Annotated in this window: 11 protein-coding genes; 8 read left to right on the top strand and 3 right to left on the bottom strand. The window is 71.3% G+C overall.

Annotated features, from left to right (window positions below):
* The first annotated feature begins 139 nt into the window (after positions 1-139).
* The 7 genes from OG272_RS02390 to OG272_RS02360 all read left to right on the top strand — a co-directional run bounded on the left by OG272_RS02390 (position 140) and on the right by OG272_RS02360 (position 5878).
* Positions 140-940 (top strand): crotonase/enoyl-CoA hydratase family protein, encoded by an 801-nt coding sequence (locus OG272_RS02390; protein ID WP_327731709.1) that lies wholly within the window; start codon positions 140-142, stop codon positions 938-940.
* A gap of 120 nt (positions 941-1060) precedes the next feature.
* Positions 1061-2002 (top strand): OB-fold domain-containing protein, encoded by a 942-nt coding sequence (locus tag OG272_RS02385; protein ID WP_327731710.1) that lies wholly within the window; start codon positions 1061-1063, stop codon positions 2000-2002.
* Positions 1999-3075, top strand: a complete 1077-nt coding sequence (locus OG272_RS02380; RefSeq protein WP_405892357.1) for a thiolase domain-containing protein — start codon at positions 1999-2001, stop codon at positions 3073-3075. Before OG272_RS02385 ends, OG272_RS02380 begins: the two co-directional genes overlap by 4 nt.
* Positions 3072-4238 carry a thiolase domain-containing protein gene (locus OG272_RS02375; protein ID WP_327731713.1) on the top strand — a complete coding sequence of 389 codons (1167 nt, stop codon included), beginning with the start codon at positions 3072-3074 and terminating at the stop codon, positions 4236-4238. Before OG272_RS02380 ends, OG272_RS02375 begins: the two co-directional genes overlap by 4 nt.
* Before the next feature lie 82 nt (positions 4239-4320).
* Positions 4321-4566, top strand: a complete 246-nt coding sequence (locus OG272_RS02370; protein WP_326585239.1) for a DUF397 domain-containing protein — start codon at positions 4321-4323, stop codon at positions 4564-4566.
* A gap of 133 nt (positions 4567-4699) precedes the next feature.
* On the top strand, positions 4700-5302 hold the full coding sequence (locus tag OG272_RS02365) for a CGNR zinc finger domain-containing protein (protein ID WP_405892355.1): 603 nt from the start codon (positions 4700-4702) through the stop codon (positions 5300-5302).
* 78 nt (positions 5303-5380) lie between these two features.
* On the top strand, positions 5381-5878 hold the full coding sequence (locus tag OG272_RS02360; RefSeq protein WP_326585241.1) for a hypothetical protein: 498 nt from the start codon (positions 5381-5383) through the stop codon (positions 5876-5878).
* Positions 5879-5952: 74 nt separating this feature from the next.
* Here OG272_RS02360 and OG272_RS02355 read toward each other — a convergent pair whose 3' ends face one another.
* Together OG272_RS02355 and OG272_RS02350 are read right to left on the bottom strand one after the other, a co-directional pair.
* The gene (locus tag OG272_RS02355) at positions 5953-7929 is read right to left on the bottom strand and encodes an N-acetylmuramoyl-L-alanine amidase (protein WP_405892353.1); all 1977 of its coding nucleotides are present in this window, start codon (positions 7927-7929) and stop codon (positions 5953-5955) included.
* 229 nt (positions 7930-8158) lie between these two features.
* Positions 8159-9301, bottom strand: a complete 1143-nt coding sequence (locus OG272_RS02350) for an aminoglycoside phosphotransferase family protein (RefSeq protein ID WP_327731718.1) — start codon at positions 9299-9301, stop codon at positions 8159-8161.
* A gap of 236 nt (positions 9302-9537) precedes the next feature.
* Between OG272_RS02350 and OG272_RS02345 the strand changes: the two genes are divergently transcribed.
* Positions 9538-11034, top strand: a complete 1497-nt coding sequence (locus OG272_RS02345; RefSeq protein WP_405892351.1) for a hypothetical protein — start codon at positions 9538-9540, stop codon at positions 11032-11034.
* 19 nt (positions 11035-11053) lie between these two features.
* Here the strand turns inward: OG272_RS02345 and OG272_RS02340 are convergent, their stop codons facing one another.
* The gene (locus OG272_RS02340) at positions 11054-12484 is read right to left on the bottom strand and encodes a SpoIIE family protein phosphatase (protein WP_326585245.1); all 1431 of its coding nucleotides are present in this window, start codon (positions 12482-12484) and stop codon (positions 11054-11056) included.
* Positions 12485-12779: the final 295 nt, after the last annotated feature.

The raw sequence follows: 12779 nt of genomic DNA, 5'->3' as shown, positions 1-12779 counted from the left end.
GCGCCGTGACTGTGAAGGGTTCGCGCAGAAGAAATCTGACTGTGTGTCAGAAAACCCTTGTACTGGCTCCGCGCCTCCTGCAACCTGTTCTCGTTCCGGAGACGGAACCCGTGCTCGCTCTGCCCGACGGGAGGAAGCGATGGGTGGTACGGAACACCTGACCGTGCGCCGCGAAGGCGCCACCCTGGTGCTCACGCTCAACAGGCCCGAGGCCAAGAACGCGCTCTCGCTGTCGATGCTCGTCGGCCTCCATGACGGCTGGGCCGAGGCCGACGAGGACGACGAGGTCCGCTCGATCGTCCTCACCGGAGCCGGCGGTGCCTTCTGCGCCGGGATGGACCTCAAGGCCCTGGCGGGCAAGGGCATGGAGGGGCAGCAGTACCGGGACCGGCTCAAGGCCGACCCCGATCTGCACTGGAAGGCGATGCTTCGCCACCACCGGCCGCGCAAACCGGTGATCGCCGCGGTCGAGGGGTACTGCGTCGCGGGTGGCACGGAGATTCTCCAGGGCACCGACATCCGGGTCGCGGGCGAATCCGCGATGTTCGGCCTCTTCGAGGTCAAGCGCGGGCTCTTTCCGATCGGCGGCTCCACGGTCCGTCTCCAGCGGCAGATTCCGCGCACTCACGCGTTGGAGATGCTGCTCACCGGGCGGCCGTACAGCGCGCGCGAGGCCGCCGGGATCGGGCTGATCGGGCATGTCGTGCCCGATGGCACTGCACTGACCAAGGCTTTGGAGATCGCCGAGCAGATCAACGCGTGTGGGCCGTTGGCCGTGGAGGCGGTGAAGGCGTCCGTGTACGAGACGGCCGAGATGACCGAAGCGGATGGGCTGGCCGCCGAGTTGAAGCGGGGGTGGCCGATCTTCGACACGGACGATGCCAAGGAAGGGGCTCGTGCCTTCGCCGAGAAACGGCCCCCTGTTTACAAGCGGGCGTAGGCGTACCGCCCGGGGATGTCGTGTGTCGGCTGCGGGTGGTCCGTGGCTGGTCGCGCGGTTCCCCGCGCCCCTAAAAGACGGGCGTGTGCCTGTGCCCTCTTCTGAAGGAGGCAAGCTTCGATGTCCGCAATCCTCACAGCACCCCTCACCGTCGAGTTCCCGTTCACCCGGTCCGTGGGCCCCGTCCAGAGCGCTTTCCTCACCGGCCTCCGCGAACAGGTCCTCCTCGGTGTGCGTACCGGCGACGGAAGGGTTCTGGTCCCCCCTGTCGAGTACGACCCCGTCACCGCCGAGGAGATCCGCGATCTCGTCGAGGTCGCGCCCACCGGCACCGTGACCACCTGGGCCTGGAACCACGAGCCGCGCCGCGGGCAGCCCCTCGCCACCCCCTTCGCCTGGGTGCTGGTGAAGCTCGACGGCGCCGACACGGCCCTGCTCCACGCCCTCGACGCCCCCGGACCCGACTCCGTACGCACCGGCGCGCGCGTCCGTGTCCGGTGGGCCGAGGAACGGTCCGGTGCCATCACGGACATCGCCTGCTTCGAGCCGTACGACGGCGAACCGGTGGAACCGGCGGGCCACACCGGCGAGTTCGCCGACGCGATCACCGGCATCGTCGCCCCCGCCCGCCTGGACTACACCTACTCGCCCGGCCGCGCCCAGACCGGCTACATCAACGCCCTCGGCGGCCGTCGCATCGTCGGTGAACGCTGTCCGTCCTGCCGCAAGGTGTACGTCCCGCCGAGGGGCGCCTGTCCGACCTGCGGGGTGGCCACGGCGGAGCAGGTGGAGGTCGGTCCGGGCGGGACGGTCACCACGTTCTGCATCGTCAACATCAAGGCGAAGAACCTCGACATCGAAGTCCCCTACGTCTACGCCCACATCGCCCTCGACGGCGCCGGGCTCGCCCTGCACGGCCGTATCGCCGGCATCCCCTACGACCAGGTGCGCATGGGCCTGCGCGTGGAGCCGGTGTGGACGGAAGGGTCCCGCTATCCCGACCACTACCGGCCCACCGGCGAACCGGACGCGGACTACGAGACCTACAGGGAGACGCTGTGACGCGCGAGGCACCACGAGCCGCAGGCGTACGTGACATCGCCGTCGTCGCCTTCGCCCAGACCGACCACCGGCGCACCAGCGAGGAGATCTCCGAGGTGGAGATGCTCATGCCGGTACTGCACGAGGTCATGGAGAGCACCGGGCTCAAGACCGCCGACATCGACTTCACCTGCTCCGGCTCCAGCGACTACCTCGCCGGCCGCGCCTTCTCCTTCACCCTCGCCCTCGACGGCGTGGGCGCCTGGCCGCCGATCTCCGAGTCGCACGTCGAGATGGACGGGGCCTGGGCGCTGTACGAGGCCTGGGTGAAACTGCGGACGGGGGACGCCGACACCGCGCTCGTCTACTCGTACGGCAAGTCCTCGCCCGGGTCGGTGCGGGACGTCCTGACCCGGCAGTTGGACCCGTACTACGTGGCTCCGCTGTGGCCCGACTCCGTCGCCCTCGCCGCCCTCCAGGCCCAGGCGCTCATCGACGCGGGCACCGCGGACGAGCCGGCACTGGCCGCCGTCGGGGCGCGCAGCCGCGCGGACGCCGCCGCCAACTCCCACGCCCAGCTGCGGGGTCCGGTGCCCCAGGGGGACTATCTCGTACGGCCGCTGCGCACGGGGGACTGTCCGCCCATCGGTGACGGGGCCGCCGCCGTGGTCCTCGCGGCGGGGGAACGGGCCCGTGACCTGTGCGAGCGGCCCGCGTGGATCCGGGGCATCGACCACCGCATCGAGGCGCACGGCATCGGCGTACGCGATCTGACCGACTCGCCGTCCACCCGCCTCGCCGCCGAACGGGCCGGCGCGTACGAACGGCCGGTGGACACCGCCGAGTTGCACGCCCCCTTCAGCTCCCAGGAGGTGATCCTGCGCGAGGTGCTGGGGCTCGACGACGGCGTGCGGGTCAACCCGTCGGGCGGGGCCCTGGCAGCCAACCCGATCATGGCCGCCGGGCTCATCCGGATCGGCGAGGCCGCCGCCCGTATCCACCGGGGCGAGTCCGACCGGGCGCTGGCACACGCCACGTCCGGCCCCTGTCTGCAGCAGAACCTGGTCGCCGTACTCGAAGGGGATCCCCGATGAGCAAGGAGCCCGTGGCCGTCGTAGGCGTCGGCCAGACCAAGCACGTGGCGGCCCGCCGGGACGTGTCGATCGCCGGGCTCGTCCGGGAGGCCGCCCAACGGGCCCTCGACGACGCCGAGTTGACCTGGGCCGACGTCGAGGCCGTCGTCATCGGCAAGGCGCCCGACTTCTTCGAGGGCGTCATGATGCCCGAGCTGTACCTCGCCGACGCGCTCGGCGCGGTGGGCAAGCCCATGATGCGGGTGCACACGGCGGGCTCGGTCGGCGGATCGACCGCGCTGGTCGCCGCGAGCCTGGTCGCCGCCCGTGTCCACGGCACGGTGCTGACCCTCGCCTTCGAGAAACAGTCCGAATCGAACGCCATGTGGGGACTGTCCCTGCCGATCCCGTTCCAGCAGCCGCTGCTGGCCGGCGCGGGCGGCTTCTTCGCCCCGCACGTCCGGGCGTACATGCGGCGCAGCGGCGCCCCCGACACCGTCGGCTCCCTGGTGGCGTACAAGAACCGCCGCAACGCGCTGAAGAACCCGTACGCCCATCTCCACGAGCACGACATCACGCTGGAGAAGGTCCAGGCCTCGCCCATGCTGTGGGACCCGATCCGCTACTCGGAGACCTGTCCGTCCTCCGACGGGGCCGTGGCGATGGTCCTCACCGACCGCGCGGGCGCCGCCCGGGCGCCCCGGCCCGCCGCGTGGATGCACGGCGGCGCGATGCGCAGCGAGCCGACCCTGTTCGCGGGGAAGGACAGCGTGTCGCCGCGCGCGGGACGGGACTGCGCGGCCGACGTGTACCGGCAGGCGGGCATCGCGGATCCGCGCCGGGAGATCGACGCGGTGGAGATGTACGTGCCGTTCTCCTGGTACGAGCCGATGTGGCTGGAGAACCTCGGCTTCGCGGCCGAGGGCGAGGGCTGGAAACTCACCGAGTCGGGCGTCACCGAACTGGACGGGGATCTTCCGGTCGACATGTCCGGCGGAGTGCTCTCCACCAATCCCATCGGCGCCTCCGGCATGATCCGTTTCGCGGAGGCGGCGTTGCAGGTGAGGGGGCTGGCCGGAGAGCACCAGGTTGAGGGCGCCCGCCGGGTGCTCGGGCACGCCTACGGCGGCGGATCGCAGTTCTTCTCGATGTGGCTCGTGGGCGCCGAGCCGCCGACCTCCTGAACCTCCCCCTCACGTGGCCTGTCGGCGGTGGGGGGCGATCGCTAGTCTGGCGGGCGGACGACGAACCGGGAGGAGCACGGACGTGGCCGAGACCATCATGGAGCAGCGATCCCTCGACGGCTGGCACAAGCCGGCGGAACTGGACCTGAGCAACGCGGACTGGCGGTCGAGCAGCCAGGGGCGGGGAGATGTCCAGATCGCCTTTGTCGAGGGGTTCATCGCCATGCGCAACAGCGGCAGCCCCGAGAGCCCCTCGCTGATCTTCACCCCCGCCGAATGGGGTGCCTTCGTGTCGGGGGCCCGCGAGGGCGAGTTCGACCTGACCTGAGCGGCCGTGCGAGCCCTGTCGGTGGGCGGCCGGGAGCCGCCCACCGACAGGGCTCGGATGCCCGCGACGAGGAGACGGCCGCGCGGTGGCTTCCCTCGGGTTAATGGATGACGACTCGCCTATCATTAGCCTCATGGAGTACTCGATCAGTGCGGACGCGCGGCTCGCCCTGGACCTCGCATCGACCTTCCGCCATGACGGCCACGGCGGAGTCGCCGACGACCTGACCGAGCCCGTGGGGCTCGCCACCTGGGTCCGGGCGCATGCGGACGTCCTGCCGGCCACCGTCGGCCACACCGTCGACGAGGCCGCCCTCACCTCCGTACGCGAGCTCCGCGGAGCCGTGCGGGCCCTGTTCGCCCGCGCCGTCGGCCCCGGCGAGCCCAGCCCCGCCGACGGCACCCGCCCGGTGCCCGTCCCCGAAGCCCTGGCACGCCTCAACGAGGCCGCCGCCCTCACCCCGACCGTCCCTGTGCTCACCTGGGGTCCCGGCGCCGAACCCGTCGTACGCCATGAGCCCGCCACCGGCGAGGACCCGCTCACCGCCGCCCTCGCCCGCTCCGCCCTCGCCTTCCTCGCGGGCCCCGAACGGCAGCGGCTGCGCGCCTGCCACGCACCACGCTGCGTGCGCTACTTCCTCAAGGAGCACCCCCGCCAGGAATGGTGCAAGCCGTCCTGCGGCAACCGCGCCCGCGTCGCCCGCCACCACGAACGGCACAAGAAGGCGGCGAGCTGACCATCGCCTCGGAGAGCGACCCCTGCCCCCCACGCTCCCTCGGCCCCACCGCCGGACGGCACGCCGTACCATTGCGGCATGTCCTTCCTCCGCCGCCGCAGCGCCACTCCTGCCGGTCCCGACTTCGACGTACTGGCCATGGACCCGGGCGACTGGCCGGGCAATCTCGGTGCCGGCCTGCTGCCGGCCCCCGACGGCAGCTGCCAGGGCGTCTTCCTGCGCTACGACCTCTACGGCGGCCGCGGCCCCGCGATGATCATCGGCAACCTCCCGGAGGGCTCCCCGGCGCGCGAGGTCGCCGACGGCGAGATCCCCTTCGAGGTGGCCCAGCTGCTGATCGCGCTGGAGAACGAGGAGGAGATCACCGTCGTCGGTGCCGAGGACATGCCGGTGATGCAGGGTGACAACCTTCTGATCGTCCGCCGGCTCAAGCTCTCCGAGTCCCGGATCTCCTGCGTCCAGTTCGACCGCAGCGACAACGTCCTGGTGACCATCGCCGCCTGGGACCGCCCCATCACCGACGACCTGTACGCGCTGCTCAAGCCGCTCCCGGCGGAGCTGTTCCAGCAGGGCTGAGAGCGGCAAAGCACGAAGACGAAAGGGCCGGGTTCACACCCGGCCCTTCTTCGCGCCCTCAGGCGGCCTCGTCCTCACGCGGCCGGCAGCACCCGCACATCCGCCGCCCGCACGAACGCCACCCGATGGCCGAACTGGATCTCGTAATACAGGTCTTCACCGACCACGACCCTGTGCCCGCTCGTGTCGAAGGAGACGGCGTAGTAGTACTCGCCGGGCACCCGGTCACCCGCGACGTACTTCTGCCCCTTGAGGAGCTTGTACGGCCACGGGGACACCGCCTGGGCGGGCACACCCGCCGGGTACGCCGCCGCCTCCGGGTAGGCGCGGCCGTACACCGGGATCTCCGCCAGGCCCTCCCGGGGCGTCACGACCAGTCCGGCCGCGCCGACCGCCGTCGGCTTCGCCTTGGGGTTCTGGAACCAGGCCTTCTGCCCCAGATACCAGATCGCCGTCCAGTCGCCCTGCCGCCCGGCGACCGCGTACTGCTGCCCGGTGGAGACCCGCGAACCGAGGTCGTTCACATCGATCGTCGAGTCGTCGCCGCCCGGCCGCAGCCCGATGTCCTTGATCAGGGGTGAGGTCACAGCGGGCTCGCTGTACAGGCGTACGGCGCTGGAGCCGTGCACCGCGCAGGGCTCGCCCCCGCTCACACAGCCGGTGAACTCGGGCCGGTTGTCGGCGTACTTCGGGAGGATGGTGACCATGGCGCTGTCCTTGCCGGACGTGGCGCCGAAGGGCTTGCCCAGCAGCTCGAAGTAGTGCCGCCAGTCCCAGTACGGGCCCGGGTCGGTGTGCATCCCCGGGATCGTCGCCGTCGTCGGGCCGGGTACGGTGTCGTGGCCCAGGATGTGCTGCCGGTCCAGCGGGACGCCGTACTTCGCGGCGAGATACTTCACCAGACGGGCCGACGCGCGGTACATCGCCTCCGTGTACCAGGCGTCCGGCGAGGCCAGGAAGCCCTCGTGCTCCAGGCCGACCGACCCCGCGTTGACGTACCAGTTGCCGGCGTGCCAGCCCACGTCCTTGTTCTTGATGTGCTGGGCGATGTGACCGTCCGTGGAGCGCAGCGAATAGTGCCACGACACATAGGTCGGGTCCTGGACCAGTTCGAGAGTGGTGTCCCAGTAGCCCTCGGTGTCGTGGACGACGATGTACCGGATGCGCTGCGAGGTCGGCCGGTCGGCCAGGTCGTGGTTGCCGTAGTCGTTGTCGCCGAACTCCTCGTACGGAGCCGGGATCCACTCGCAGGACACCGTTGTCGGACACTCCGCGCCGTCCGCGGCCGCCGCGCGCAGCCCCGCCCGGGACAACTGCCCGGTGTCGGGGCGCAGACCCGGCTCGGCGGCGAGCGCCACCCGCTGACCGGCGTCCGTGACCCGCCCGGCGCCGTCGCGGATCACGGCGAACACCTCGTTCGCGTACGCCGCCGCCGTCGCCCGGTCGTCGGCGCCCGAGAAGCGCGCCACCGCCCCGTACCAGTCCGCCGGATCGGCACTCGGCTCCGCGCCGAGCTCCCGCTGCGCGGCGGCGAGCAGCGCGGCCCCGCCCGCCACATTGGCCTCGGCGTCCGTGCGCAGCGTCCGCGCGGGCAGACCGGTCAGTTCGGCCGCCTTCGTCAACGTCCGCAGCCGGGACGGGAGTTCGGACGACTCGGGCAGATCCGCCTCGGCCACCAGGGGCGGCCGGGAGTCGTCGCCGCGCGCGTCCTCCGTGCCCTCGCTGTGGTGCGGGGCCTCGGCCAGGGCCGTGCGCGCGTCGGTGAGGTGCATGGGGCCGTAGCCGCCGGTGACGCTCGGCGCGCCGCCGTGGGCGTCCCAGCGGGACTGCAGATAGGAGACGCCGAGCAGAACGCTGCGCGGAACGCCGTACTCGGCGGCAGCGGCGCCGAACGCGCCCTGCAGACGGACCGACGCGGCGGACGACTGGGCGGCGGGCGGGGCAGCCCCCAGCAGGGGCAGCAGCAGGACGGCGGGGGCTGCGGTGAACGCCGTTCTGCGCAAACGTCCGGGCAGTGGGGTGGGCCTGCGGTCGGTGGGGGATCCTCGCAAGGCGGCCTCCTGGAATGGTGGGGCGATGGCGGGCCGGGCGGAGCCTGGGGACACCTCCCACGCTGGGGGGAGAAGCCGAGCGTGGGGGAGTGCACCAGTGCTATCGGTCGGCCGACGATCCGTCAATCATGCCCGGAGGAGGCCGTTTCCCCGGTGATTGGCTGCCCTGACATGACGAAGGTCCGCGGCGCGCCCCTGTCCAGGGCGCACTGCGGACCTTCCTTTCCTCTCAGCGAGTGCCGACCGCCGCCCGTACGGCCTTGCGGGCCATTTGGCAGTCGTCGTGCAGCCGCCTGAGCAGCAGCCGCTGTTCCTCGCCGGACGGCGCGGCGGCCGGGTGGGCCGGGCCCGGTGCCGCCGGGGTCGAGTCGTGCATCGAACGCTGCACGGCCGTCTCGTAGGTACGGATCTCACGGGTCAGTACGAGCATCAGGTTCACCAGGAACGCGTCCCGTGAGGCCGGGCCCGCCGACTGCGCCAGCTGACTGATCTGCCGCCGCGCCACCGGTGCGTCCCCGAGCACCGCCCACAGCGTCGCCAGGTCGTACCCCGGCAGATACCACCCCGCGTGCTCCCAGTCCACCAGCACTGGACCGGCCGGTGAGAGAAGGATGTTCGACAGGAGGGCGTCGCCGTGACAGAACTGGCCCATGCCCTGACGGCCCGACGCGTGCGCGATGCCGTGCAGGAGCTTCTGCAGATCGCCCATGTCCCGGTCGGTGAGCAGACCCAGCTCATGGAATCGGGAGATCCGCTCCGCGTAGTCCAGCGGGGCGTCGAACGTCCCCGCCGGTGGCCGCCACGCGTTCAGCCGGCAGATCGCGCCGAGCGCCGCCCGGATGTCGGCGCGCGGCGGCGCCTCCACCGGATGCCGCTGCAGGGCTGCCACCCGGCCCGGCATCCGCTCGATGACCAAGGTGCAGTTGTCCGGGTCCGCCGCGATCAGCTTCGGCGCCCGCACCGGGGGGCGGTGCCGGACGAACGAGCGGTATGCGGCTATTTCGTGCCGGAGCCGCTCCTCCCAGATGGATGAATGGTCGAGTAAACACTTGGCGACGGCCGTGCTGCGCCCTGTCGTACCGACGAGCAGCACCGAGCGGCCGCTGCGGCGCAGCACCTGGACCGGAGTGAACTCCGGACAGATGCGATGCACCGAGGCGATCGCCGTGCGCAGCTGCGCGCCCTGGGGGCCGGACAAGTCGAGTCTCCCGCTGAGCGGTTGGGTGCCGAGCCCCGGCACACGCCGAGCCCGGCCGCCACCGAGCATCGGGGCCGCCGTACGCGTGGGGTCGAGGTAGGGGCCGCCGCTGCCCGGCTGGCGGGGGTGCAGGGACCGGGGAGGAGCGGACACGGAGGACGATGCTGCGTACATGGGGGAAGACAGATCCCTTCGTGTGCCGGCGAGGTCACGCGCTGCCCGCCCCGGCCGATCCGAGGACACCCTGGGGAGTGCCCGTCGGGGCGACCGGGTCGGGGTGGCGCTTTCCTACCTGACACCGGATGGCCCATGGCACACCATGTAGCGCACCCTGGCGAAGCCTGGCGAATAGTCCCCCAGCAACTGACAGCGGGCTACATTCAACTCAGCCGAGAACCTGGGGGCTTGACGTGAGCGGACAACCCAATACCCGACTCGCAGACCTGTTCGGCCTGGCCGGCTGGTCCAAGGGAGAGCTCGCGAGGCTGGTCAACCGGCAGGCGGCGGCCATGGGCCACCCCCAGCTGGCGACCGACACCTCACGGGTGCGGCGGTGGATCGACATGGGAGAGATCCCGCGCGATCCCGTGCCGCGGGTGCTGGCGGCGTTGTTCACCGAGCGTCTCGGCCGTGTCGTGACCATCGAGGACCTCGGTCTGGTCCGGCACGGGCGTACGGGAAGACGGCAGGACGGCGGGAATGTGGAACATCCCGACGGTGTGCCGTGGGCGCCCGAACGGACTGCTGCGGTCCTCACCGAATTCACGGGAATGGACCTCATGCTCAACCGACGCGGCTTGGTGGGTGCGGGCGTCGCGCTCACCGCGGGATCCGCACTCAGCAGCGCCATGCACGACTGGCTGCACACCGATCCGGCCCTCGCGGCCGACGCACCCGATCTCGACAACCCCCTGCACGCCGACCCCGCCGGGTTCGACCGTTACGAGGCCGCCCCCATCGGGGCGCAGGAGATCGAGGAACTGGAGCGCTCGGTCGAGGTGTTCCGGGCCTGGGACGCGGCCCGCGGCGGCGGGCTGCAACGCAAGGCTGTCGTGGGACAGCTGAACGAGGTGGGAGGCATGCTCTCCTACCGCCACCCCGAGCATCTCCAGCGCCGCCTGTGGGGCGTCGCCGCCAACCTCGCCGTCCTAGCGGGCTGGATGTCGCACGACATCGGCCTGGAACCCACCGCCCAGAAGTACTTCATCATCGCCGCCCACGCCGCCAGGGAGGGCGGTGACCGGCCCCGCGCCGGAGAGGCCCTCTCGCGGGCGGCCCGACAACTGGTGCACCTCGGCAAGCCCGACGAGGCGCTCGACCTGATGAAACTCGCCCAGTCCGGCTCCGGCGAGCAGGTGCTGCCGCGCACCAAGGCCATGCTCCACACCGTCGAGGCCTGGGCCCAGGCCTCCCTGGGCAAGGGCCAGGCCATGCGCCGCACCCTGGGCCAGGCCGAGGACCTGTTCGTCTCCGACCGGGGGGACGTTCCGCCGCCCAGCTGGATGCAGATGTTCAAGGAGGAGGATCTCTACGGCATGCAGGCCCTGGCCTACCGCACGCTCGCGGAGCACGAACCGGCCGCGGCCAAGCAGGCCCAGCACTACGCGCAGAAGGCTCTGGAACTGCGCGTCGACGGCCGGCAGCGGTCGAAGATCTTCGACTTCCTGTCCATGGCCTCGGCCTCCTTCATCGCCGACGACCCGGAACAGGCGGCCAGTTACGCCCGCCTCGCCCTGGCGGCGATGGGCTCCAACTCCTCCCACCGCACCTGGGACCGGCTGCGTGAGATGTACCGGCTCACCGGTCAGTACTCCAGCTATCCGAAGATCCAGGACCTGCGGGAGGAGATCAAACTCGCCCTGCCCAAGACCCAGCCGAAGAACAAGGGCGACATCGCGCCGGCGTGACCCCTCGGGGGCAGACTCCTCAGGAGCTGACCCTGGCGACGAGTACGCAGGCGTCGTCCGCACGCTCGGTCTCGCCGAACTCTTCCACCACTGTCCGTACACATTCCTGGGCCGTACGCGCCGCGCCGATCCGTGGGGCCAGGTCCAGCAGCCGCTGCACGGCTGCCTCTCCTCCCCGCCGGGGGACCAGTCCATCGGTGTGCAGGAGCAGCAGGTCGCCCTGTTCGAGCGTCACTTCGGCCTGCCCGTAGACGGCACCCGAGGTCGCTCCGAGCAGGACGCCGTCCGGCGATGTCAGCACACGCCCCGTCCCGCCGCGGAACAGCAGCGGGGCGGGGTGCCCCGCCTGCGCCCAGACCAGGGTGCGGGTCGCCGGCCGGTAGCGGCAGCAGACGGCGCTGCCGAGGGCCGGTTGCACCGTGGCGTCCAGTAACTGGTTGAGGCAGGCCATCAGCCGGCCCGGCTCCGTGCCCGCCATGGCCAGGCCGCGCAGCGCGCCGATCAGCATCGCCATGCCCGAGGTGACGGTGACTCCGTGACCGGTGAGGTCGCCCACGCTCAACAGGCTCTCGCCGCCCGGCAGTTCGAGGGCGTCGTACCAGTCGCCGCCGATCAGCGCACTAGTCGAGCAGGGCAGGTAATGGGCGGCCAGGTCCAGCCTCTCGGGGCCCTGGTGCGGGAGCCGCAGGGAGCCGCGCCACGGCGGCAGCACGGCCTCCTGCAGCTCGACCGCGACCCGGTGCTCGGTCTGCGCGAAGTGCCGCTGACGGTGCAGCGAGTCACGGGTCTCGCTCACTGCCCGCTGGCTGCGCCGCAGTTCGCTGACGTCCCGCAGGACGGCCCACATCGAGGCCGTACCGCCGTCGTCGTCGAGCACGGGCTCGCCCATCATGTGCACGGTGCGCACTCCGCCGTCGGGGAGCAGGACTCGGAACTCCCCGTCGATGCGTTGTGCGTCGATCAGACAGTCCGTGACCATCGCCGTCAGCTTCGGCCGATCCTCGTCGAGCACCAGCGAGGGCAGTTCGTCGAGGGTGAGCGGCGGGGCGGCGGCGTCGCGGCCGAGGATCTGATACAGCTCCCCGGACCAGCTCGCCTCGTCGGTCAGCAGGTTCCACTCGGCGCTGCCGACCCGGCTGAGCAGCGATTCACGCCGGGGCGCCGGGGGCGGCGCGACCGGGAGCCCGGCCGGGGCCGCGGGGGTCGGCGGCAGGGCCGGACCGTCCCGCAGCTGGGCCAAGTGGCCGTCCAGATCGCTCAGTTGATTGAGCGCCAGATCATAGAGCGCGCGCTGCCAGCGGACCTCCGGGTCCGCTTCGTCGGCGGGCGCGTCACGGCGTACGGCGTCCACGTCGCCCCGCAGTCGCCGCGTCTGCGAGATGAGCGCGTCGACCGTGCCGCGTCGGGGCGGCTGGGCGGCGGGGCGATCCGCAGAGAGAGGGGACGGCATCACGTACTCCGATGGGGGACGGTACGACCAACGCTGACGTAAGGGCCGATTACGACTGTTGCACAGCCCGCGACGCGCTGTAAGGGATTTGGCAAGACACGATACGGTGGTGCTTCTGGCATATGCCACCGTCCTTGCGGTCGGGGTTCTCCATCGCACGCGGGTACGCGTCCTGAGGGTCCAAGTCGTAGGAATCGTACGTGACTTGACGGACCGTCGACCGCATTCACCTGTCTTTCATTCCCCTGTTCGAGGGGCATATGTACGAGCCCCTCGATTCCATGGAACGGCCTCT

This window comes from Streptomyces sp. NBC_00104, assembly GCF_045160825.1.
GTDB lineage: Bacteria > Actinomycetota > Actinomycetes > Streptomycetales > Streptomycetaceae > Streptomyces.
This window is presented reverse-complemented; position numbering and strand designations above follow the sequence as displayed.

Coding starts and splice junctions, on each gene's coding strand:
- OG272_RS02350 (WP_327731718.1), bottom strand. CDS start 9,301: ATGTACGCAGCATCGTCCTCCGTGTCCGCTCCTCCCCGGTCCCTGCAC.
- OG272_RS02360 (WP_326585241.1), top strand. CDS start 5,381: ATGTCCTTCCTCCGCCGCCGCAGCGCCACTCCTGCCGGTCCCGACTTC.
- OG272_RS02365 (WP_405892355.1), top strand. CDS start 4,700: ATGGAGTACTCGATCAGTGCGGACGCGCGGCTCGCCCTGGACCTCGCA.
- OG272_RS02390 (WP_327731709.1), top strand. CDS start 140: ATGGGTGGTACGGAACACCTGACCGTGCGCCGCGAAGGCGCCACCCTG.
- OG272_RS02385 (WP_327731710.1), top strand. CDS start 1,061: ATGTCCGCAATCCTCACAGCACCCCTCACCGTCGAGTTCCCGTTCACC.
- OG272_RS02375 (WP_327731713.1), top strand. CDS start 3,072: ATGAGCAAGGAGCCCGTGGCCGTCGTAGGCGTCGGCCAGACCAAGCAC.
- OG272_RS02340 (WP_326585245.1), bottom strand. CDS start 12,484: ATGCCGTCCCCTCTCTCTGCGGATCGCCCCGCCGCCCAGCCGCCCCGA.